The sequence below is a fragment of the Candidatus Villigracilis proximus genome (assembly GCF_016717045.1).
In the GTDB taxonomy this organism is placed as follows: domain Bacteria; phylum Chloroflexota; class Anaerolineae; order Anaerolineales; family Villigracilaceae; genus Villigracilis; species Villigracilis proximus.
The window spans coordinates 13,290-34,969 of the sequence record NZ_JADJUO010000016.1 but is presented as its reverse complement, the minus strand read 5'-3'; the positions used below and the strand labels follow the sequence as shown (position 1 = coordinate 34,969).

24 protein-coding genes and 1 pseudogene are annotated in these 21,680 nt (G+C 49.5%); 11 read left to right on the top strand and 14 right to left on the bottom strand.

Annotated features, from left to right (window positions below; genetic code table 11):
• Positions 1 to 304 precede the first annotated feature (304 nt).
• Together cyoE and IPL71_RS16575 are read left to right on the top strand one after the other, a co-directional pair.
• On the top strand, positions 305 to 1,183 hold the full coding sequence (gene cyoE / locus IPL71_RS16580; RefSeq protein ID WP_345323544.1) for a heme o synthase: 879 nt from the start codon (positions 305 to 307) through the stop codon (positions 1,181 to 1,183).
• A 2-nt stretch (positions 1,184 to 1,185) separates the two neighbouring features.
• On the top strand, positions 1,186 to 1,791 hold the full coding sequence (locus IPL71_RS16575; protein ID WP_345323542.1) for a hypothetical protein: 606 nt from the start codon (positions 1,186 to 1,188) through the stop codon (positions 1,789 to 1,791).
• Positions 1,792 to 1,854: 63 nt separating this feature from the next.
• On the opposite strand, the gene IPL71_RS16570 is transcribed toward IPL71_RS16575, so the two are convergent.
• The 3 genes from IPL71_RS16570 to recG form a co-directional block, all read right to left on the bottom strand.
• Complete coding sequence (locus tag IPL71_RS16570; RefSeq protein WP_345323540.1) at positions 1,855 to 2,340, bottom strand: ATP synthase subunit B family protein; 486 nt, start codon at positions 2,338 to 2,340, stop codon at positions 1,855 to 1,857.
• A gap of 103 nt (positions 2,341 to 2,443) precedes the next feature.
• Positions 2,444 to 2,959, bottom strand: coding sequence for a pantetheine-phosphate adenylyltransferase (coaD, locus tag IPL71_RS16565; protein ID WP_345323539.1), 516 nt, complete (start codon positions 2,957 to 2,959; stop codon positions 2,444 to 2,446).
• Between the two features lie 69 nt (positions 2,960 to 3,028).
• Positions 3,029 to 5,581: an ATP-dependent DNA helicase RecG gene (recG, locus tag IPL71_RS16560; protein WP_345323537.1), complete on the bottom strand. Its 2,553-nt coding sequence runs from the start codon at positions 5,579 to 5,581 to the stop codon at positions 3,029 to 3,031.
• An 86-nt stretch (positions 5,582 to 5,667) separates the two neighbouring features.
• Between recG and IPL71_RS16555 the strand changes: the two genes are divergently transcribed.
• Positions 5,668 to 6,615 carry a CPBP family intramembrane glutamic endopeptidase gene (locus IPL71_RS16555; protein WP_345323535.1) on the top strand — a complete coding sequence of 316 codons (948 nt, stop codon included), beginning with the start codon at positions 5,668 to 5,670 and terminating at the stop codon, positions 6,613 to 6,615.
• Between the two features lie 240 nt (positions 6,616 to 6,855).
• Here the strand turns inward: IPL71_RS16555 and IPL71_RS16550 are convergent, their stop codons facing one another.
• Positions 6,856 to 7,698, bottom strand: coding sequence for a DegV family protein (locus IPL71_RS16550; protein ID WP_345323533.1), 843 nt, complete (start codon positions 7,696 to 7,698; stop codon positions 6,856 to 6,858).
• A gap of 107 nt (positions 7,699 to 7,805) precedes the next feature.
• Here IPL71_RS16550 and IPL71_RS16545 point away from each other — a divergent pair, with 107 nt between their 5' ends.
• Complete coding sequence (locus IPL71_RS16545) at positions 7,806 to 9,170, top strand: helix-turn-helix transcriptional regulator (protein WP_345323531.1); 1,365 nt, start codon at positions 7,806 to 7,808, stop codon at positions 9,168 to 9,170.
• A gap of 55 nt (positions 9,171 to 9,225) precedes the next feature.
• On the opposite strand, the gene fakA is transcribed toward IPL71_RS16545, so the two are convergent.
• Positions 9,226 to 10,887 carry a fatty acid kinase ATP-binding subunit FakA gene (fakA, locus tag IPL71_RS16540; RefSeq protein ID WP_345323529.1) on the bottom strand — a complete coding sequence of 554 codons (1,662 nt, stop codon included), beginning with the start codon at positions 10,885 to 10,887 and terminating at the stop codon, positions 9,226 to 9,228.
• 15 nt (positions 10,888 to 10,902) lie between these two features.
• Positions 10,903 to 11,259, bottom strand: coding sequence for an Asp23/Gls24 family envelope stress response protein (locus IPL71_RS16535; RefSeq protein WP_345323527.1), 357 nt, complete (start codon positions 11,257 to 11,259; stop codon positions 10,903 to 10,905).
• 174 nt (positions 11,260 to 11,433) lie between these two features.
• Between IPL71_RS16535 and rpmB the strand changes: the two genes are divergently transcribed.
• Positions 11,434 to 11,619 carry a 50S ribosomal protein L28 gene (rpmB, locus tag IPL71_RS16530; RefSeq protein ID WP_345323526.1) on the top strand — a complete coding sequence of 62 codons (186 nt, stop codon included), beginning with the start codon at positions 11,434 to 11,436 and terminating at the stop codon, positions 11,617 to 11,619.
• A 58-nt stretch (positions 11,620 to 11,677) separates the two neighbouring features.
• Here rpmB and rpe read toward each other — a convergent pair whose 3' ends face one another.
• From rpe to IPL71_RS16515, 3 genes are read right to left on the bottom strand one after another with little or no spacing between them, the layout of a single operon-like run.
• Entirely contained in the window at positions 11,678 to 12,340 is a 663-nt protein-coding gene (rpe, locus tag IPL71_RS16525) for a ribulose-phosphate 3-epimerase (protein WP_345323524.1), read from the bottom strand.
• 8 nt (positions 12,341 to 12,348) lie between these two features.
• Positions 12,349 to 12,969: a serine/threonine protein kinase gene (locus IPL71_RS16520; protein WP_345323522.1), complete on the bottom strand. Its 621-nt coding sequence runs from the start codon at positions 12,967 to 12,969 to the stop codon at positions 12,349 to 12,351.
• The gene (locus tag IPL71_RS16515) at positions 12,914 to 13,471 is read right to left on the bottom strand and encodes a protein kinase domain-containing protein (protein ID WP_345323520.1); all 558 of its coding nucleotides are present in this window, start codon (positions 13,469 to 13,471) and stop codon (positions 12,914 to 12,916) included. Before IPL71_RS16515 ends, IPL71_RS16520 begins: the two co-directional genes overlap by 56 nt.
• Before the next feature lie 103 nt (positions 13,472 to 13,574).
• Here IPL71_RS16515 and IPL71_RS16510 point away from each other — a divergent pair, with 103 nt between their 5' ends.
• The 4 genes and pseudogenes from IPL71_RS16510 to IPL71_RS16495 all read left to right on the top strand — a co-directional run.
• A complete protein-coding gene (locus tag IPL71_RS16510) occupies positions 13,575 to 14,516 on the top strand; it encodes a diacylglycerol/lipid kinase family protein (protein WP_345323518.1) in 942 nt (313 codons plus the stop codon).
• Between the two features lie 2 nt (positions 14,517 to 14,518).
• The gene (locus tag IPL71_RS16505; RefSeq protein ID WP_345323516.1) at positions 14,519 to 14,995 is read left to right on the top strand and encodes a hypothetical protein; all 477 of its coding nucleotides are present in this window, start codon (positions 14,519 to 14,521) and stop codon (positions 14,993 to 14,995) included.
• A 61-nt stretch (positions 14,996 to 15,056) separates the two neighbouring features.
• A complete protein-coding gene (locus IPL71_RS16500; RefSeq protein ID WP_345323515.1) occupies positions 15,057 to 15,206 on the top strand; it encodes a hypothetical protein in 150 nt (49 codons plus the stop codon).
• Positions 15,143 to 15,400: pseudogene (locus tag IPL71_RS16495) on the top strand (gamma-butyrobetaine hydroxylase-like domain-containing protein); the annotation flags it as partial. The gene IPL71_RS16500 and the pseudogene IPL71_RS16495, both read left to right, overlap by 64 nt.
• Positions 15,401 to 15,632: 232 nt before the next feature.
• Here the strand turns inward: IPL71_RS16495 and IPL71_RS16490 are convergent.
• Genes IPL71_RS16490 through IPL71_RS16470 form a run of 5 tightly spaced genes read right to left on the bottom strand, consistent with a single transcriptional unit; the run spans position 15,633 to position 18,663 of the window.
• Entirely contained in the window at positions 15,633 to 16,598 is a 966-nt protein-coding gene (locus tag IPL71_RS16490; RefSeq protein WP_345323513.1) for a tetratricopeptide repeat protein, read from the bottom strand.
• Positions 16,579 to 16,788: a tetratricopeptide repeat protein gene (locus IPL71_RS16485; RefSeq protein WP_345323511.1), complete on the bottom strand. Its 210-nt coding sequence runs from the start codon at positions 16,786 to 16,788 to the stop codon at positions 16,579 to 16,581. Before IPL71_RS16485 ends, IPL71_RS16490 begins: the two co-directional genes overlap by 20 nt.
• The gene (locus IPL71_RS16480; protein WP_345323509.1) at positions 16,785 to 17,528 is read right to left on the bottom strand and encodes a tetratricopeptide repeat protein; all 744 of its coding nucleotides are present in this window, start codon (positions 17,526 to 17,528) and stop codon (positions 16,785 to 16,787) included. The genes IPL71_RS16485 and IPL71_RS16480 overlap by 4 nt, the downstream gene beginning before the upstream one ends.
• Before the next feature lie 25 nt (positions 17,529 to 17,553).
• Positions 17,554 to 18,123, bottom strand: a complete 570-nt coding sequence (amrA, locus tag IPL71_RS16475) for an AmmeMemoRadiSam system protein A (RefSeq protein ID WP_345323507.1) — start codon at positions 18,121 to 18,123, stop codon at positions 17,554 to 17,556.
• Between the two features lie 51 nt (positions 18,124 to 18,174).
• Positions 18,175 to 18,663 carry a flavin reductase family protein gene (locus IPL71_RS16470; protein ID WP_345323505.1) on the bottom strand — a complete coding sequence of 163 codons (489 nt, stop codon included), beginning with the start codon at positions 18,661 to 18,663 and terminating at the stop codon, positions 18,175 to 18,177.
• A gap of 168 nt (positions 18,664 to 18,831) precedes the next feature.
• Between IPL71_RS16470 and IPL71_RS16465 the strand changes: the two genes are divergently transcribed.
• Positions 18,832 to 20,070 (top strand): C39 family peptidase, encoded by a 1,239-nt coding sequence (locus tag IPL71_RS16465; protein ID WP_345323503.1) that lies wholly within the window; start codon positions 18,832 to 18,834, stop codon positions 20,068 to 20,070.
• A 563-nt stretch (positions 20,071 to 20,633) separates the two neighbouring features.
• Entirely contained in the window at positions 20,634 to 21,578 is a 945-nt protein-coding gene (locus IPL71_RS16460; RefSeq protein WP_345323501.1) for a formylglycine-generating enzyme family protein, read from the top strand.
• Positions 21,579 to 21,680 lie beyond the last annotated feature (102 nt).

The window sequence follows — 21,680 nt, the reverse complement described above, 5'->3', positions numbered from 1 at the left end:
CAGATCACGAACGGTACTGGAATCAAACTGAGCGGATAGAGCCTGAAAAAATTCATGGGCATGAACCTGATTACGCCCATTATACAGCCCATCAAAGCCTATTTTGGGGAAGTCACAAAGCGGCCCGCCAATTGTCCAACTCGCCCGTCACAGTCCTCGCATGGGCTTCGATATGTGAGAGACCAGCAGGAAAGTAGACAGGTACACAGATAGACAGGTATACTTGCGAACTGTAAATATAGAACTTTCATCACCTCTCAACCGATTTCCGTATTTACCTGCATATATCTTTCAGGAGCCCTTCATGTCCGTTCAATCGCCCATCGTAAATCAAAAGTCGAAAATTAAACTTTACTGGCCGCTCATTAAATCCTCACAGACCGGCTTGCTCCTCGCCACAGGCATTGCAGGCTATCTCAGCGCGGGCACTCCCATCGGTCTGTTGACCTTGCTCGGTATGTCCTTCAGTCTGTTCTTTGCCATCAGCGGCTCAACCATCATGAACATGTGGTATGACCGTGACATCGACGCGAAAATGAAGCGTACACACAAACGTTCGGCTGCATCAGGCGAGTTAAATCATAACGAAGTATTCATGGTGGGTATGGTAATTTCGATTCTTGGCATGGGCTGGGCATTCATCATCGCGCCTCTTTATGGTCTTGTCGTCTTCGCCGGCTGGTTCTTCGATGTAGTTATTTACACCCTTTGGCTAAAACGCCGCACCGCGTGGAGCATCGTCTGGGGCGGCATCTCGGGCGCCATGCCCATCCTCGCCGGACGCGTCCTTGCCACCGGTCACATTGACCTGGTCGGCATCCTACTCACACTCGCCATCCTTTTCTGGATCCCCACCCACACCTTAACCTTCTCGATCAAATTCCGCGAAGATTACGGCAACGCCGGCATTCCCACTTTTCCATCCACCTACGGCGACACATTCACACGCGCCACGATCACCGTCTCATCCATTCTCGCCGCGCTTGCCATCGGCTGGGCAAGTATGTTGATCGGCATCAGCGCAGGCTATTTACGTCTTATCGCTGTGCTCACCGCAGGCTTATTACTGCTGGCCTTTGCAACTTTTCAAGTCAAGTCTGAGCGCGCGAATTTTGGGTTATTTAAATACGCTTCACTCTATATGCTCTCATCCATGATCATTCTGGCAATGAAAGCATTTTAAAAATGAAGATGACCACGCTCGACCGTCTCCTGTTACTCTTTACCGTTTTCCTTGCCGCCTATCAGATCGTGGTCGGCATTGACAATCTTTCCACTGAACCGATTATCGCTTACACCATCGCCTTTGGAGTTTTACTCCTCGCAGGGCTGCTCCTTATCATTCTCGGATTCGATGTTTTGGACTCGCCCATCGTGGTCATCGTCTCAACGATCATTCCACTCGCCCTTTCATTGGGACTGATCTGGGAACATCTCGCATCTTATCGGACCCTATACCTGATCTTCTCCATCATCGGTTTCGCCGCTGTGACATTAACCCGCGCGATCCCCATGCAGAATAAACTTCCAACCATCACAATCGCCATTGTACATGGCATATCAGGTGTGACCATTTTCCTGCTGCCCATCCTCCTCTCTGCACAGGGAATCATGAAACCTGCCTTCGCCCTGGTAGGCATCGGCGGCGCCTTGATCGGCCTCGGCGGACTCATACTATCCTTCTTCAAAACCGGCCATCCACTATTTTCAAAAGAAACTATTTTGAGAGTTTTCTCAAGCCTGCTCCTGCTGGCAACCATTTTTTTTGTAACAGGTTTCAAACTGGGATAAAAGCATGATAAGTTAAATAAAAAAATCCCGTCACTAACAAGTGACGGGATTTTACTTTTATTGTTATTCGTGCTCAGAAGTTCCGGAAGCCGAGGCCTTTCGCATTTGGTCTTCCTGCACCATACGAATGCCATTGCCAACCTGACCACTCAACTTGGAAATTTGATCCTGTAACTGCATAAGTGTGTCCACCACATAATTATCCGCATCAACACGGGTGGCTTCAGCTTCATTGCGCGCCTGATTGATGATCTGATCTGCACGGCGCTGGGCTTCCTGCACGATCATATCTTTTTGCACCATTTGCTCGGCTTTATCACGCGAAAGCTGCAAAGTACGGTTGGCTTCTTCCTGTGCCTGCGCCATCACACGGTCACGCTGCGCCATCACTTGCTGCGCCTTCTTCACTTCTTCGGGAATGGCGATGCGCATCTGGTCAATTAATTCCAACATGCGATCCTCATCCACGACAACATTATGCGTAAATGGCACAGCCTTGGCTGAGTTAAAGAGTTCTTCCAGTCGATCGATGAGTTGCAGGATATCCATAGAGTACTCGTTGTGTAAAGGGATTGCAGACTTTAGTCTGCTTTGTATCGCGGATTGAAGTCCGCAATTTGAATATTTTACTTAAGGCCAATTCTAGCACAAATTAATCACGAAGCGCATTGGGCGGAGATTGCTCTCCCATGTTAATTACCTTGGCATGCAAAGCCGCCTTTACATGCGGCGGGACCATGCTGGAGACATCGCCATTCAGCATGGCAATTTCGCGCACCGTGGACGAGGATAAGAATGTATGCTGTTCAGCTGTGATAAGCGCAACAGTTTCAATATCTTTGGCAAGGCGTTGATTCGCCAGCGCCATGCGGAATTCAAATTCAAAATCAGAGAATACACGCAAGCCGCGCACCACCACCTGTGCATCCACTTTATGGGCAAAGTCAACGGTCAAACCGCTGTAACCCGTGACCTTGATCTTGGGATTATCCTTAAAGGCTTCCTGAACCAGAGAAATTCGTTGTTCGGGTGAAAACATCAAGCTCTTTAAAGGCTTATCATACACAGCCATCACAACTTCATCAAAGAGCCGTGATGCACGCGATGCGATATCAATGTGGCCAAGATGGATCGGGTCAAACGTGCCGGGAAATAATGCTCTAACCATTTTTTTGAGAACCTTTAACCACGAGAGTCGCCAGGGTTGGAAGCCTTAGAAACTTCGTGTCCTTTGTGTTTAAGATACATCGCCCTTGCCTTCGCCCCAGAATCTTTCAAAGGCTTCTGCAAGCAAGGCATGTTCGGGTAGTTGTAGATATGGATCACGCTCAAACAAGACTTGCGCCTGTGTGCGTGCTTTTTCGATCAAAAGCACATCAGTAATGCTCGCCATCTTCAAAGTGGAAGCAAAACCAGCCTGACGCGTGCCCAAAAATTCGCCAGGACCGCGAGTCTTAAGGTCGAGGTCTGCCAATTCAAAACCGCTGTTCGTTTGTGACATGGCTTGTAATCTTTCATTTTCAGCCGCATCTTCATGGGTTGGGATCAGCAAACAATACGATTGATCCGCACCGCGGCCAACACGTCCGCGCAATTGATGGAGCTGGGCAAGACCAAAACGGTCGGCGCCTTCGATCAACATCACAGTCGAATTTGGCACGTCCACGCCTACTTCAACGACTGTGGTTGAAACAAGAATGTCATACTCGCGGTCACGGAACTTCATCATCACTTCATCTTTTTCAGCGGGCTTCATACGTCCATGCAAAAGGCCAACTTTGAGGTCGGGGAAAATTTCCTTGGAGAGTGTTTCAAAATCATCCACAGCGGCGCGGGCTTCGATCTTCTCGCTTTCATCGATCAGCGGATAGACAATAAAAGCCTGCTTGCCATCTTTGATCTGCCCACGGATGAGCGTAAATGCGCGCTCGCGTTCCTGCGGACGAAGCACATAGGTGTTGATCGGTTGACGCCCGACAGGCATTTCGTCGATCACGGAAATATCGAGGTCGCCAAAAACAGTCAACGCCAGTGAGCGCGGAATAGGAGTCGCAGTCATCACCAGCAAATGCGGATTGGTGCCCTTGCTGCGAAGTTCCTTGCGCTGTTCCACACCGAAGCGATGTTGTTCATCGATCACGATAAATTGCAAATCTTTAAATAAAACGTCCGGCTCGATCACTGCATGTGTACCGATCACCAGTTTCACAGTGCCATCATGCAAGCCCTGACGAATTTCTTCCTTGCGAATATCGGGCGTGCTGCCCACCAACAAGCGGATCTCACTCTCTTGCAGCATTCCGCCTTCGCCCGCCAGCAGACGAGTAAAGTTACGATAATGCTGTTCAGCCAAAATGGAAGTCGGTGCCATGATCGCAGCCTGCGCTCCCCCACTGACAACAATCGCCGCACCCAACGCAGCCACAACAGTCTTACCCGAACCGACATCGCCTTGCACGAGTCTGTTCATTGGCTTGCCAGAGTCTAAGTCGGCACGAATCTCTTCGAGCGATTTTTGCTGGGCAGCTGTTAGAGCGAAGGGCAAACTGGTTAAACGGGCATCCAGCCACTCGGTCGAGACGGTGAAGCGGCGGCCGTCTACAGATTTCCAATCCCGCTTCTGGCGCAGCACTCCCATTTGTAAATAAAAAATTTCGTCGAAGCCAAGCCGTTCACGCGCCGCTTTGAGTCGATCCTGCGAAACAGGGAAATGAACCTGCATCAACGCTTCGCCAAGCGAAACAAGCCGCGCCGCGAAACGCACCGTATCAGGCAGCGCATCTACCACGGCAGGCGCCCAGTGCGAAACCACTTGATTCATAATTCCGCGCAGCCCTTTTTGCGTGATCTTTTCGGTCAACGCATAGATCGGCACAATGCGCGCAGTGTGTAAATTTTCAACTTCAACCGGCTCCCAATCGGGGCTGTTCATCACGAGGCGGCCAAGATATTGATCAACCTTGCCGGAGACCGCAATCGCATCACCCTGCTTAAATCGATTCGCAAGCCACGGCTGATTAAAAAATGAAATGCGCAATGATCCCGTGCCATCACTGATGACAACTTCAATGATCGAAGATTTCCCACCGCGGATCGGGCGATTATGAACCGTTTGAATTGTGCCCAGCACGGTCACAACATCATTATAAAAAAGCGCTTTGATCGGTTTGAGTTGACTGTAATCTTCATAACGGCGCGGGAAGTAATACAACATATCGCCGAGATTATTCATGCCCAAACTGGAAAGCGTTTCAGCGTGTCTTGGCCCCACACCTTGAAGCACAGTAAGCTCCGCATTTAAAGCCGCCGGAGTCTGGCTGGTCTTCGCACCGGGCACCACGTCAGAACGTGAAGGCGCGGCCTGACGCGGTTTTTGCTGCGCTTGTTGTTGAGGAGGATTTTGCTTCTGCTGTTGCTGCGGACGCGGCGACTCAGATGCTTCAGCATTTGGCGTCGCATCCGGCGCGGGTCGGGGCGGACGGGGAGGCTGGTTGCCCACTACGGGCGGAGTCTGCGCTTTTGGTTTTTGCCCTGCTTCAGGATAGGTCTCACCGATACGTTTCCACAAGCCCTTAAGCGACTCAGCCCGTCCATCAGGGCTGATCTTTTCATAGGAACGCAAACGCGCCACAACAGCCTGAATCACTTCCTCGGCAACACCATCAGCGCGCGCTTCGCCTTCCCAAAAGTCGAGCATCTTGGCAAGTCCGCCAATGATGGCTGTATTATCGTATTTGTTTTCGTGTTCGAGACGAAAGAATTTTCTAAGTTTTTCCAGGGATGGTTGCATAGGGTCAATTTTATCATGGGGCAGGTTGTGAAAGGCGCAACAATTTGCTATTATCAACGTATTAATCCCAAAGGAGATATACAACTATGGAATGGTTTACAAAAAGCAGGTTATTTGATCTGGCACGTCAGGGACAGCGCCTGACCTCACATCGCGGTGGTCATTCCGCTCTCATTTTTATTTGCGCTTTTCGCTCAACTCGGAGTCATTCCTCTGGTAATTATCATGGGATCAATTTATGGGTTTACCGAAACCGGCATTTCCATGAAAGGCGTCCCCCACTGGAAGCCGGCTTTTGGATGAGTTTGCAATTAATTTTGTCTTTTGTTCTGGTCTACGCCATCCTTTGGGCATGGCTTAAGTTCTTCGAAAAACGTCCCTTCTGGACCCTGGGTTATGAAGCCAAAAACGCCCTGATGCAATACGGCCGTGGGTTTTTAGCCGGCGCATTGATGTTCGGCGGCGCGGTTGCAATTCTCGCGGTCACTGGCGGCGTAGTCTTTGAACAAGGTGACCCAACGCAACAAGGATTTGCCGCACTCGGCGGCGTCATTATCGTCCTGCTCGGCTGGATCGTACAAGGCGGCGCGGAAGAAGTCCTCATTCGCGGCTGGGTCTTGCCTGTCATCGGCGCACGCTACAAACCGTGGATCGGACTCCTCGTCTCATCCTTGATCTTCGCCCTCCTGCATGGACTTAATCCCGGCTTGAGTGTTATCGCCCTGATCAACCTTGCTTTATTTGGCGTCTTTGCCGGTTTATACGCCATGCGTGAAGGTTCGATGTGGGGCATCAGCGCCTTGCACAGCGTCTGGAATTGGGTGCAGGGAAACTTCTTCGGCTTCGAAGTCAGCGGCACAAATGCAGGCGGCGGCACATTGCTCAACCTGAAAGAAACCGGCGCAGACTGGCTGACAGGCGGAGCATTCGGCCCCGAAGGCGGGCTGGCTGTAACCATTGTTTTGGTAATTGCAATTGCAGTGACTTTGTTTTGGAAATCAAAAGCAATAATACAGGAAGTAATTGTGGAATAAAAACTAGCCACCTGACAGTTTTAAAATAGGACGCAGATGAACGCTGAAAACGCTGATAAAAACTTTTTGCTCACGTTTTAAAAAAATCTGCGTTCATCTGCGTTTATCAGCGTCCAAAAAATGTGTCGGGTGATGAAAATAAACTATTTTCCCAAAATTAAAAACTTACCACGGACTGCACCAATTTTCACGGATGGATTAAAAAATCCGTGTTCATTCGTGAAATCCGTGGCGAATGTTTTAAAGATTATTTTTAACAGCCGCGAAGCCAATCCCATTCGGGCCGAGATGCGTGCCGATGACTGCGGTGACATTCACAAAAAGAATATCTCTCGGCACAGATTGGCGTACACGGGACATCATTTCGTCGAGTAATTTTTTGGCACGCAGTTCAGCATTGGTGTGCATAATGGCAAGGCGTTGAAGTTCACCTTGCTTGAGCAACAAACTCAAAATACGTTCGTCGGCCTGGCTGGTCGTGCGGACTGCGCCGATCGGCTTGACTTCCCCATCTATTAATTCGATCATCGGTTTTATAGAGAGTAATCCGCCGAGCGTGGCAACTGCGCCGGGGACTCGTCCGCTACGTTTGAGATATTCCATCGTATCCAACGCAGCGGTGACTTGCAACCGTTTGCGTGTTGAGACGATCGCATTCAACACAGATTGCAAACCATATTCTGATTCTTCGGCGGCGGCCAACACTTGAAAGCCAAGTCCCAGTGAAAGCGATCCGCTGTCAATGCAGGTGACTTTATCAGGAAACTCATTCGCAGCCTGACGTGCCACATTGACGATGGTGGTGAGTTGACTCGCGGAGTGAATCGAGATGATATGGTCACAGCCTTGCGAGAGCAGAGTCTCATACGGGGCGGTGAAATCTCCGATCGAAGGCGCAGCAGTTGTCGGCGGAGTTTGAAACGAGGGCAGGCGTGTATAAAATTCCTCGCGCGTGATTCCGATTCCGTCTGAATATTCCTTTCCCTCTAAAACTAAAATCGTAGGGACAACTTGAATCTGATGTTCTTCAACCAGATATGCGGGGAGGTCTGAGGTGGAGTCTGTCACAATGCCAATTTTCATAGTTTACCTTTTCCGAGTTTAACACACGAGCTATACAAAAGGTTTCCGTCTCATCTTCCTCTTGACATACTGTACAACACACAGTATCATGCGATAAAGGTAAATATATGACAAACAGTGAATCGCTCGATAATGTTGTCCTTGAACTGCGGCGCGGCGTGATCGTGCTGGCAGTGCTCAGCCAATTGAGTGGCGAGCAGTATGGGTACTCCCTGCTTAAGTTGCTTTCAGATCAAGGGCTGGAAGTGGATCAGGGAACGTTATATCCGCTGCTGCGGCGGCTGGAAACGCAGGGATTGTTGGAATCAGTTTGGAAACTCGAAGAGGCACGTCCGCGCAGGTATTACATCATCAGCGCGGAAGGAAAGAAATTACTGCCCAAGTTAAAAAAAGGAATGGGCCGGTATTGTGTCTGTGATGAATGGCTTATTGAAATAGAAAGGAGAATCACAATGAACTTAATTGATCGTTATGTTACAGAAGTTGGAAAGAACCTGCCGCTCTTGAAAGGGCGTGAGGATATTGAAAAGGAATTACGTTCCACATTGGAAGACATGCTGGAAGACCGCGTCTCCACTACGGGACGCTTGCGCGATGAAGCGATGGAGATTGCGCTGCTGAAGGAATATGGCTCACCTCAACAAGTGGCTGCCACCTACAACTCACAACCATATTTGATCGGACCGCGTCTGTTCCCGACCTTCCTGATGGTGTTGAAGATCGTTACCACTGTGCTTGTTACAGTACTGTTGATCTTGATGGGCATCCGCGCTGTGACAGATACTCCATTCATGGGTATGGAATTTGTGAGCATTATCGGCAAAGGATTGGCCGGAATCGTCTCTGCCGTGATTACGGCTTTTGGTCACATTGTGCTGGTCTTTGCCATTTTAGAACGGGTCCTGCCCGACTCACAAATTGCAGATTTGAAAACAGATGATGAATGGGATCCTACATCTCTCGCGAAGGAGCCTGACCCCGACTCGGTGAAGCGTGGCGAGTTGATCGCGGAAATCATCTTCACATTCCTTGGGCTTGCCTTGTTGAATTTGTACCCTGAGATTTTGGGCGCCTTCATCTTCACAGAAGGCGAGCAATTCTTCATCCCCATGTTCTCGAATGCATTCTTCAAGTTCCTGCCGTGGATCAACGCCATCTTCTTTGCTGAGATCGTGTTGGATATTTACCTGCTGCGTAATGCGTTGTGGACTCCCATCGCCCGCATTGCAAAGATCCTGATCGAAGCGGTCAGCATCGCATTGACCGTCATCATCCTGCGCACACCAGGTATCGCCGGCTTCACGGCGGATTCTTTCAAGAACTTTCCCGAAAGTTCAGTCAATGGCGAACTACTGATGCGAATCTTCGAACTCTCCTTCTCTATTTCTTTAATTATTGTCATCATCGTGGCAGGTGTTGAGTTGGTAAAAGGGATTTATGGGTTGATCAGAACGAGCCACAGAACAAAATAATTTGTGGCAACAAAAAAGAGACGGCGCCTTTCGGCAGCCGTCTCTTTTAATATCTTTATTCTATCGAGATCACAAATTGATAGTGAGGCTGTCCGCCTTCCTGCACTTCAATTTCGAGATGTGAATATTTTTTACCGACCACATCTTTGATGCGATTCGCTTCTGCGTGAGTCATTCCTTCGCCATAGAAAAGCGTGACCAATTCGCTCTCAGCCGCGTTCGCTTTTTCAAGCAATTCCATCACACCCTGCTCTACTGACTCAGCCGAAACCACCAGCTTGCCATCCAGCAGAGCAATGACCTGACCATCCTTCACGCTCACACCGTCAATATCCACAGTACGTGTGGCGACGGTGATCTCGCCTGTCTTTACATTCGACATGGCCTTCGTCATTTTCTCGGCCACCGCTTCCAGTTCACCATCCGGGATCAGGGAAAGCATGGCGGCAAGTCCTTGCGGAACATTGCGTGTTGGCACAACAGCCACCTGCTTCACAGTTACTTCCTTCGCCTGATTGGCCGCAAGGATAATATTTTTATTATTCGGCAGAATGATGACCTTATCAGTCGGCAGATTCTCAAATGAGTTCAAAATATCCTGAGTGGATGGATTCATCGTCTGGCCGCCGGGGACAATCGCCGCTACACCCAAACTTGCAAAAATACGGCTCAAGCCTGTACCCGGAGAAACCACCACCACGGCGATCTGTCCCGGCTCGACTGTTGCAAATTGCAGCTTGGACGCTTTCTGAATATCATCCATTTGCGCGAGCAGATTTTCAATCGCAACTTTGGTCACCGTGCCAATGCCCATAACGTAATCGATCGGCTCATAACGCTTCTCGGTCGGCACATGGATGTGCATGCGATACATACCTTCGCCCTCACCCACCTGAATCGACGTGCCCATTTCTTCAAGCCGTCCATAGAACGAAATCAAATCCAATTCACCGGTCGGCACAAAATCCACGACGATCTCGTAGTCCTGCCCCTCTTCCACTTCTTCCATCGCGTCTTGAAAATTCATCGCAGAAAGCGACTGCACGCTCATGGTCGGCGTTTCCAAAGATTCGCCATACACATGGCGCAGCATTCCTTCGAGGATGAAGAATAATCCTTTGCCGCCTGAATCAACCACACCTGCCTGTTTGAGGACTGGAAGCAGTTCCGGCGTCCGTTTGACTGCCTCGTCCGCGGCTTTGACCGCCACTTCGAGAATCTCTATCGCATCTTTCGCGGACCCTAAAGCTGCCTCTGTTGCGATGGCAACTTCCTTGATGACGGTTAAGATCGTCCCTTCCACCGGGCGGACGACTCCTTTATAGGCGGTATCGCGCGCTTCGCCAAATGCCTTGACCAAAGCCTCTTTATCCAACGTGGCCTTCTCATGCACACCACGCGAAAATCCGCGTAGGATCTGGCTGGTGATCACACCTGAATTTCCACGCGCGCCCATTAATGCGCCCTTGGAAACCATCGCGGCCATATCACTCAAATTGTGCACACCAGAATCTTTAACCTCATTCCAGGCGGCTTGCAGAGTCAACACCATATTGGTGCCTGTATCTCCATCGGGAACAGGGAAAACATTCAACGCATTAACAATCTGTTGATTGGTACGCAGCCAGGTCAGCCCGGCGTCAATGAGACGCTTAAGCGATTGGCCGTCAATTGGCATTCTTCGAAATTTCTCAACACGTGCGAGATCCACACCCATAAGATTTCTCTGCTCCTAATCTGTATCGCTAATGCGCAGTCCCGCTACATGCACATTGACGGAGTTAACGCGCAATCCAAGCGCTTTTTCAACATGAAAACGCACGGTATTCCCTACACTCTGGGCCACCGAATTAATGCGCGTTCCGTACTCGACAATGACGTTGATATCAATATCAATGTCCTCACCCTTATAGCGGACTGTGATTCCGCGTGAAGGTTCACGGGTGATGGTGGATACGATCCCATCGGTCAGGTTTTTCGGCGCGAGTCCAACGACGCCATATGATTCCAGGGTGGCATAATATGCAATCGTAGCCACCGCATTTGGCGAGATGTGAATCCCGCCCAAAGTAGTTGTGTCTTCGCCCATAATTTTCCTCTTTTGGGGTTTTCTACCCCAAGAATTCTTTCGTGTTTCTATTTTAACATCTTATCTTGAATAAGGTTGCGTTATATGGTAAAATCCCGTGCCTTTGAAAAGAGGTTTACCCTTCGACAAGCTCGGGACGAGCTCTCGGAATCATTGTATTGAAAGGATACTACCATGGCTAAATGTAACACTTGTGGAAAAGCAACCACCTTCGGTCACAACCGTTCATTCTCTCAACGTGCCACCAATCGTACGTTTAAACCAAACCTGCAAAAGGTTTCGGTGATGGAAAAAGGACGCTTGGTCAAGAAGACGTTGTGCGCTAAGTGCATCAAAACACTCGGCAAATCTGCGAATTAAGGTTTGTTTTTTCTTCACATCAAAGGTCACGGCGCGAGCCGTGATTTTTGTTTTAAAACTACGCAACAGACTCACGCAAGGCTCTCACCCCGCCCGCTACACCCTGCGGATGTTTGAAAGCAGCGTTGCCGGCCACAAAAACATTCGCGCCAACTTTATACATTAGCGGAAGTGTGTCGGCGGTAATGCCGCCATCCACTTCCAGCCAGGCTTGTGAGCGCAGCGCGTTTAACTTATTGCGGATCTCTTCCACTTTGCCGATCATTTCAGGCATAAAGACCTGACCTGAATAACCCGGGGTAACGCTCATCACCAAAACAAGATCAACGATTGGCAAAACTTCATCCAGAGCGGAAGCAGGCGTCAGCGGGTTTAATGTGACACCAGCTTTACAGCCGAGGGATTTTATTTTCGCAATGGTTTCCAACAGATTGGGGCAGGTCTCTACATGAACTGTAATATTGTTCGCACACGCTTTGGCAAATACTTCCAAATATTGGTCAGGATTGGAAATCATTAAATGTACGTCAAGCGGAAGTTTGGTGACTCGTTTGCAGGCTTCCACAAACAGCGGGCCAATGGTGATGGTCGGCACGAAATGTCCGTCCATCACATCCATGTGGAGCCAATCGGCGCCGGCGGATTCAGTGGCGGCAATTTCATCAGCCAGGCGGGTAAAATCTGAGGCGATAATAGAGGGAGCGATCAGAAATTTATTCATGTAGTGAATTAGGGATTATACGCAAAATAAACCATGATCCAAAATGGAATCAGGCCGCCAACAGCCAGGAGCATAAACAGGCTGAGTCCCACAGTGATCCAGTCAATTTCCTCGAAGACAGAAACAGGCTCGGGTGAGTCCAGAGGCGCTGTGTACGGTTGAGTGTAACGCGGCACAGGAGCAGATTCCTGTCTGGGAGGTTGTGGTTTGTCTTTGGCAAGAAGTCTATCTGCGATTTCAGGCGAGAGGGCAACAACTGGCGCAGGCGCGGCTGGAGCCGGAGCAATGACGGGAACGGGCGCATCACGCTGCGTGCCAAATTTTTGAAGGACACGGCCAAGTTGATCTGCGGTGCGATAACGCGCGGCGGGTTCCTTGGAAAGTACCTTCATGATGATTTCTTCCAGCGCAGTAGGGATATCTGGAATGTATTCGCGGATCGGGATCGGGCGTGCGGAGATGTGCAGGCGTGCCAATTCGTCCGCAGTTGAGGCTGTAAATGGAGGTGTGCCGCATAATAATTCATACATGACCACGCCAATGGAATAGACATCAGACGCGGGAGAAGGCGCTTCACCCTTGAGCCTGTTCGGGCGCAAAGTAAAGCGGTGAGCCCCAAACAATATCATTGCGTTCACCAATGGCAATGGTGGCAAGCGCGCGCGCAATGCCAAAGTCGGTCACTTTGAGTCGGCCATCAGGCGAGACAAGCATGTTATGTGGTTTAACATCACAATGGACCAGACCCGCACGATGGGCATAGCCCAACCCGGCGCAGGCCTGAATAATCAGCGGAATGCCTGCCTCTACAGTAAACCGCCCACGTTCACGGATCAACTGCTTGAGGTCTTTACCGGGAATAAATTCCATAACGATGAAAAGCAGATTATCTGCGAATCCAAAATCATGCACGGTGACAATGTTGGGGTGCGAAAGATTCGCAGCGGCACGCGCTTCCATGCGAAAATTACTTTGAAAATCAGGGTTGCTTGAATAATCTTTTCGCAAAACCTTAATGGCAACAATGCGATCCAATACAGGATCGCGAGCGCGAAAGACATCTGCCATCCCCCCGGAGCCGAGTTTTTCAAGTAATTGATAACGATTGTTGAGAAGCGCTCCTTCTTCCATTGAAGAAGATTATATCATTAGGAAATAAATGAAATGCCCACCCATACGCTTTTTACGTTTTGCAAATCACGCATCACGAATCCCCTCAGGTATAATCACCTTTATGCGAAAGGGACTTTTACTCTACAATCCGGCAGCCGGACGTTACCCCGTGAGACAGTTTGTGCGCGGCATCATTCATCCGCTTAAAGAAGCGGGCTGGAGCATGGAGATCGCCGAAACCTTAAGCGGCACCCACGCCACACAAACCGCACATCAAGCCGCAGCAGAAAAATATGATGCGGTCTTCGCCATCGGCGGCGACGGAACCATGGGCCAGGTCGCCAGCGGATTAATAGACTCAGAAACCGCACTGGCCGTACTCCCCGCCGGCACAACCAATGTCTGGGCGCTCGAACAGGGACAAAAACCTTTCAGTATCTTTAATTGGGGGGCTTTACGCGAGAATGCCGCTTTACTGGCAAATGTCGAACCGCAGCAAGTGGATGTAGGCATGTGCAATGACCAGCCATTTTTATTGTGGGCAGGTGTCGGGTTGGATGCGCAAGCCATTAATAAAATAGAGCCTCGTCACCGCTTCTTCAAACATATTTCCGTTCCGCATTTTTTCGCCACCACGGTTTGGGAAGCCACCTTCTGGCATGGCCTTGACCTGCGTGTGTGGACAGACGGTCAACTGGTGGAAGGTCATTATCTTGTGGCTGTTGCCACCAACATCCGTCACTACGCCGGCGGTATGTCTCTGCTCTCACCCAATGCCCTGCTCGATGACAACGAAATGGACATGTGGCTTCTGAGCGGCAACAACGTAGCCGATGCCCTGCGGCACTTCTTTGATCTCGTTGCCGGTCGTCACCTCACCTCAGATCAGGCGCGCTGTTTGCCATTCCGCACAGCGCGGGTTGAATCAGATGCGCCCTTCTCGGTTCAAGTGGACGGCGACCCCGCGCTCAGCGGCCATCATGTGGATATGACCATCAAGCATCGAGCTTTAAAAATTCTCATGCCAACAGACGCCCATCATTTATTAAAAAACAAACAATAACCATGGACATAAAATCATATCTCAATCGCTGGGTGATCTTCGGCGCAATCGGATTTGCCAGCCTCCTGCTGCTGATCACTCTCATCATCATCGGCTGGACTTCTCCCCGTTTCACCCCTGACGTTGGGTTTGCTCCCGCTGACCTGACCATGATCCCAGCCCCGACAAATACCCCCAACGTGACCGCCGTACCCACCTTCGACCCCAATCTTGTCACCCCAACACTCGCGGCAAACACACTCGGCATTAACGCCTATGTCCAGATCACCGGCACCGAGGGCGAAGGATTACGCATCCGCTCTGCCGCAGGGCTGAACGGCGAGACCGTCTTCCGCGGCGAAGAAGCAGAAGTATTTCTCGTCAAAGACGGCCCACAAACCATAGACGGATACACCTGGTGGTATCTCGTAGCGCCGTATGACGAAACTCGCGCTGGCTGGGCCGCCGCTGACTTCCTTGCAGTTGTACCAGCGCCATAATTTTGTAAAGACAGGGCTCATCCCCATCCAAATTAAAACAGCCACAACATTCGGAGAACACATGTCTGAAAAACCAACCGGCGTCAGCGCCAACAAAAGCAAAAAGAATTTACCGTCACCTGGAACGACGGACACACCAGCGTATATCCTTTCGGATTATTACGCGCAGCCTGTCCATGCGCCTCCTGCCGCGGCGGACACGAAAACATGAAATCAGAACCCGACGCAGATATTTTCACCAGACAGATCACAGAAGATAATTCAACGACAAGATTATCCAACATCGTCGCAACCGGCTCCTACGCCTTGACCATCGTCTGGGAAGACGGCCACGACTATGGAATTTTTAACTGGCATTATCTCAGAGCCTTATGTCCGTGTGACGAGTGCAGAAAAGAAAAGTAAAAAAACTACCTCCCGATAGTTTTTACATAGGACGCAGATCGCTACGCGCGCAGAAAACGCTGATTAAAAAACTGCATTTTCTGCGAGCGAAGCAATCAGCATCCCGATTTTGAAATATACGATAGAGAAAAAAAGAGAGACCGGCCAAAAACCAGTCTCTCTTTTCTATTATCTACTTATCTACCTATCTACCTATCTACTTCTTACCCATTTACCTAAACCTGATTCCCCTCTACGGCGTCCGTGTCGGGGTTGGGGTCGGCGTCCGCTTGGGAGTTGGCGTACGTGTTGGCGTTGAACCGCCTGGCTTCGGGGTTTTTGTCACCGTCACAGAACCACTCACCTTCGGTGTTGAAGTTGCCGTCAGCGCCTTGGGCGTATTCGTCGCTGTCACAACTGCCTTAAGATGCTGCTCCGCTTCGGCGCGCATTTCAGGCGTCATCACATCCGGGTCCATGGCAAGTAACTCCTGCCAATCGTCAACCGCTTCCTTTGATTCTTCACGCTTCTCCTGGATTAATGCGCGCCAGTAAAGCACATAAGCTGTTTGTTCATCAGTCTCAGCCAAAGACTTGAGCGCTTCCACTTTCAGGAACGCTGTGCCAAACTTCTCCTGCACAAAATAAGCGCGGACCAAAGCCAGATTGATCTCAAAAGAACGCTCATCCACTTCGTAGGCTTTTTCAATGTCTTCAACCGCCTGATCTATATCATCCAACTCAAGATGAGCAAGACCACGATAAACATAATATCTTCTCAGACCAGAAGGATTCAACGTATACGCCTGATCCAGATATCGCACAGCAGACTTGTAGTCTTTCAATTCAAAATAAGCCTGCCCCAACATGGCAAAAGCAGTCGCATCTTCTGTTTCATAGACAACATACAACTCAAGCGCTTCAATCGCCTGTTGATATTTTCCATTATCAATATACAACCCGCCCAAAAGTGAATAAACCGGCAGCGCGGTAATATCCAACGAATAGGCTTTCTCTGCCGCTTCGAGTGCCTTCTTTTCATCTTCAAGCGCGATATAGGCATTCGCATACGTCATATAGACCGCCGGTGAATCGGGCATCAGATCGGCAGCCGTTTCAAGATCTACAATAGCCGCTTCAGGGTCTTTCCTGTTTATAAAATAACGTGCGCGCTCAATATAGATCTCGCCAAAATCCGGTTCAAAGCCTGATGGCTTCATCGAACAGAAACTCGGCTTTAAACCCTGGCTCATTCATTAATCGTGCGCGTGCCAGCCCAAGATACGCCGCACCAAAATTCGGATCAACTTCCAGAGCGCTGTTGTAGGCTTTCAACGCATTGGTCCCCTGTCCTTTAAATCGATAGGCTTCACCGATCAGGTAATATACATCTGGAGAATCAGGGCTCAAGCGGAATGATCAATTCCATATTTGAGATATAGGCATCCCAATCCTGATTCTTTAAAGGCAATTTCTGCAGAGCGATACTGATCTCTTGATTGAGGCGGACGCTGTGTATTCACATATAAAGCAGTGGGAGTATACGTTTCGGGCAGCATCATCCACAATGGAGTTGGGCCCACAAAGGATTTTGTCGGTGCGGCGGTGGCCCCGAAGACAGTCGGCGTGGCAGTATAGGTGGGTGAAGGCCCGGGAGTATTTGTCTCTGTCGGGCGAATGGTTGATTGGCGCGGCAACACAAAGCCAAACACCACAGCCGCACATAACCCCACCCCCACCATAACCACACCCGCCAAACGAGTGACAGGATTTTTCGCAAGCGCCTTCAAGCCTCTTTCCTTTGGCTTTTCATTCGCAAGCAAAAGTTTTTCCTCCCACGCACGCGGACGGTTCATTTGAAATGGTTGAACGGTTTCGTCAGGAGTTAAAGCTCCGAGCAAGATCAAACCCCGTTTCGCCGTACCATTTTCAGGGTCCAATTTGAGCGCTGTTTGCAGGCAGTAAATGCGCTCCTTGGCGTTATCCATTGAGGCGCTTAACCAAACCCAATACGTCGGGTTATTCTGATCCGCCTTAAGCAGAAGCGTAAGAAGTTCCTTGGCGCGCGGTTTATCTCCACGCCGCAGTGCATCCACCGCATCCTGAAACATTGTATCGTCGGGTTTATCACCTTGAGAAAAATCAGCCATGCACGTATTTTACCGCTTGTTGTCTTTATTCGTGGAATTCTTCAACCTGATAAATATAAACCTGCAACTTTGTTTTTTGCCACAGATCAGACCGCGCGCCCATCTTGACACACAAATGATCCAGGAAATCTTCGGGGCTGGGAATCTTCTGCCAAACCTGCGGCAAAAATGTTGCGCGGCGATGATCGCTTTTTAAGATGACGCCATCCACATGCGGATTCAGCTTTTTGAGCAGGTCTTCACTGGAAGAATATTCCAGCGCATGAGGAGCGGTCAAACGCGACACCTCAAGCCTGATCCTGTTTAATTCAGTTTTATCTACGGGTGGGAAGCGCGGATCTTCAAGCGCAGCAGCGACTGCGTGTTCACGCACATCTTCAGCCAATGATTGATGCGCTTCAAGCGTACCGATACAACCACGCAATTCATCGTTAATGGTCAGTGTTACAAAGGACGCGCCATTCTCACGCAAGGGCAAAGACAAAGAGTTCAAATCCAAAGGCGGCAATTTATTCCCCATTACCGCAAACGTCATGGCTTCGCGCGCCAGGCGCAAAAGAATTTTCTTCTCCCCAATTGTTAGTGAATCAGTCATGGTTCCCTCCCGCAGACCGGATTACTCCTCGAATATGACGACCAATCCGGGCTACTCCAATTGTGCCAGCTTCCAATATTTACGATTGTGATACATCAATGGCTCACCGCCAATTCCGCGCGCAGCAAGCACTTGAGCGATAAATAAAATGTTCATGCCCGCATCATAGGTTTCCAACACACGGCAGTCGAGCCAGGCCAGTCCGCCCACGATCAAAGGAGAACCAGTGACAAGCGTCTCTGTTGGAAGGTCGGCAAAGCGGTCTTCGATCTCAGGCATACGCCCGGCAAACATATCTGAAATTTTTGTCTGTTCAACAGAAAGCATGGTCAACCCAAACGCGCGCGATTTGGATACAAGCTCATACGTGCGCGTGGAAGCCTGCAACGAGATGGTGATAATGGCAGGCTCCAATGAAATGGATGTAAACGAGTTAACAGTCATGCCGTGTGTATTTCCTTCATGGACAGCCGTCACAACGGTCACACCCGCAGACCAGGCACGCATGGCAGTGCGCAGTGCTTCAGAATCAAGAGTCATAACTGATAAATTCTCCAATAATTTTTATGATAATAGCGAGAGAGAAGAGCGTCAAGTCAAAAACTGCTTTCGGTATGTTTATGCAATTTTAACGTATCAAAACAGACTTCCAAAACACGCATCTTCTTACCTAATTTTCATTTCATAATCGCGTGGTAAACTCCCCACATGTCCAAACGTATAAAAATAACCTTTTTCGGGCTGGCGGGTTTGCTCCTGCTGGCGGTCTTACTCTATCAAATACCGTATATAAACTCAGTTGTATCATGGCGCATCGAAAAATTTGCGATCTACGCAAAAAACGTGATCAACCCTGTTGGTCCTGTACCCACAGCGCTGCCCGTCACCCCGCCACCTGCCACACCAACCACCCTCGCAACAGCAACCCTCACACCCATTGTTAATCTCACACCTTCCATCACACCCACTGCCACTTTTGCCCCATTACCTGCGCAGGCTTCCATCCAATCGCCGGCATATGAACAGCAGACGCCCAACAACTGCGGACCCGCTGCGCTCTCCATGGCATTGCACATGTATGGCTGGGAAGGCAATCAAACCGGGATCGCCAATTTCATCAAACCCATTACAGGCGATCGTAATGTAAACCCTGAAGAATTACGTTACTACGTCCGCACACAAGCGGGATGGTTAAATCTTGAATATCGCGTGGGCGGAAGTGTTGAATTACTCAAGCGTTTACTGGCAGCGAATTATCCGGTCATTGTTGAAAGTGTCACATCACTCGACCCGAACGATGCCCTCGGCCCCACTGATGATCTTTGGGCGGCGCATTATCTTTTGATCACGGGCTACGATGATGGCGCGCAGGAATTCACCATTCAGGATTCCTACCACGGCGCAGATCTAAAAATTTCCTACACCAAACTGGAAGAGGAATGGCGCCCCTTCAACAACCTCTACATCGTGATGTATTTCCCTCAATTTGAAGAGGAGATAAAAACCCTGCTCGGTTCAGACTGGGACCCAAGCCTGAATCGGCAAAATGCATTGGACTCATCCCAAGCCGCTGCCGGCAAAGACTCGGCTGACGCGTTTACCTGGTTTAATCTTGGCAGTAACCTTGTCTACTTTGACCGCTATGAAGAAGCAGCACTGGCTTATGACAAAGCGCGCGAGCTTGGTCTGCCTTTGCGTATGTTCCGCTATCAATTCGGGCCGTTCCTGGCATACTTCCACTCAAACAGAAATGAAGACCTGCTTGTCTTAACCGATTACGCCAGAGGCATAACAGATATGTCTGAAGAAGCATGGCTATGGTATGGCTTTGGTTTATATCGTAACGGCGATTACAGCGGCGCACTCAAAGCATGGGAAAAAGCGGATAAAATTAATCCTAACTTTTTTGAAGATCAGGCACAAAAGGCAATTGATCTGGTTCAATGATCTGTTTATGTGACGTAACATTATGTCACCCCTTCGGGGTTGATATTTCTACCACGCGTTATATCTACAATCATTTCATCTCTTCGAGATTGGTGTTGGGATCATCAGACCTCTTGCAAAAGTCTATTTTTTTCACAACCTGCAGGGTAATAAGACACAAAGCCTCGACACTTACACCGCGTTACAGTTCAGTGCAGTGAAACTCAAGGGCAAAAAACTTAGTGATTTTGTAGTTTACAGCGCTTTACTTATGCAAGAGGTCAAATCTACTAATTCAAGTTGCCGTCATGTAAAAAGTCCGGGACCATTGCCATAGATTTTGTATTGACCGGAAAAACCCCGAACATGTTTACTGCGGAGCGCATACAGAATAAATTTATAAAATCCTCGAAGATCTGTGGGTTTCGAGGCAAAAGCGGGTCTCCTAAAACGTCCCAACTTTAAGCCAGCAACTTGTAATACGCAATTCATTTCGATCAAAAAAAAAATTATCCGGGTCTTAAAATCAAACTATCAGGTCGCTACCATTCAATAAAAATATTTTATATCCTTACAAGGTATCCATGAAAAAAACGTTTCTCCCGCTTATTATCTTGTTCCTCGCAGCTTGTCAAAGTACGAATACGCCTTTCGCGCCAACGGCTACGGCAGAGGCGATCATGACATCCACGGCCACAGTGGTTCCATTGACGGCGACACCTGTCGCCACATCCACCCCCATCCCTACCGCTACCCCTGAGACGGTGAAAATTTCACCGATCGACGGTATGACTCAACTCTTTGTTCCGGCTGGGACAGTCAAGATGGGCGGGTTGGATGTGCTGCTTGAAAACGATGAATTGCCCGCGCATTCGGTTCAGATCAACGCATTCTGGGTCGATCAAGTGGAAGTGGTCAATGGCATGTATGCATTATGTGTTGAAGCCGGAGTGTGCAGACCGCCGGCCAACGTTACCTCAGATAATCGGCTGGATTATTATGGTAATCCTGAATTTCAAGATTACCCCGTGATCCAGGTCACATGGTATGACGCGAACGCATATTGCCAATGGGCAGGCCGCCGCCTCCCCACCGAAGCGGAATGGGAACGTGCTGCGCGCGGTGACAGTGTAAACACCTACCCTTGGGGCGGGGAATTGCCGAATGCGAATAATTCCAACTCGTTAAATATTGTCGGGGATACCACGCGTGTTGGCACGTATGCGACAGGGATCAGCCCATTTGGCGCGTTGGATATGGCGGGCAATGTTTGGGAATGGGTGGCTGATTTTTATAAAGGGAACTATTACGCAGAGTCTCCGGCGGATAATCCCACGGGCCCGGAGAATGGAGGGTTGAACTCCATGCGCGTAATCCGCGGTGGGTCGTTTCAAGACGATGCTTCGATGTTAAGAATTTCAAACCGTGGATATGAAGCAGGGCCGGACCCTTCCGCTTTGCAAAATGATGCCGCATACTATGGACGCAGTTCTGCAAAGATCGGATTCAGATGCGTGAGTGATCATTAAAACAGAATCAACCAACAGTTAAGTAAGATGCGGTGCTTTATCTTTACTCATCCACCTGCTTATGGTATTATCCCGACACAATTCAATAGCCCCAATACGGCG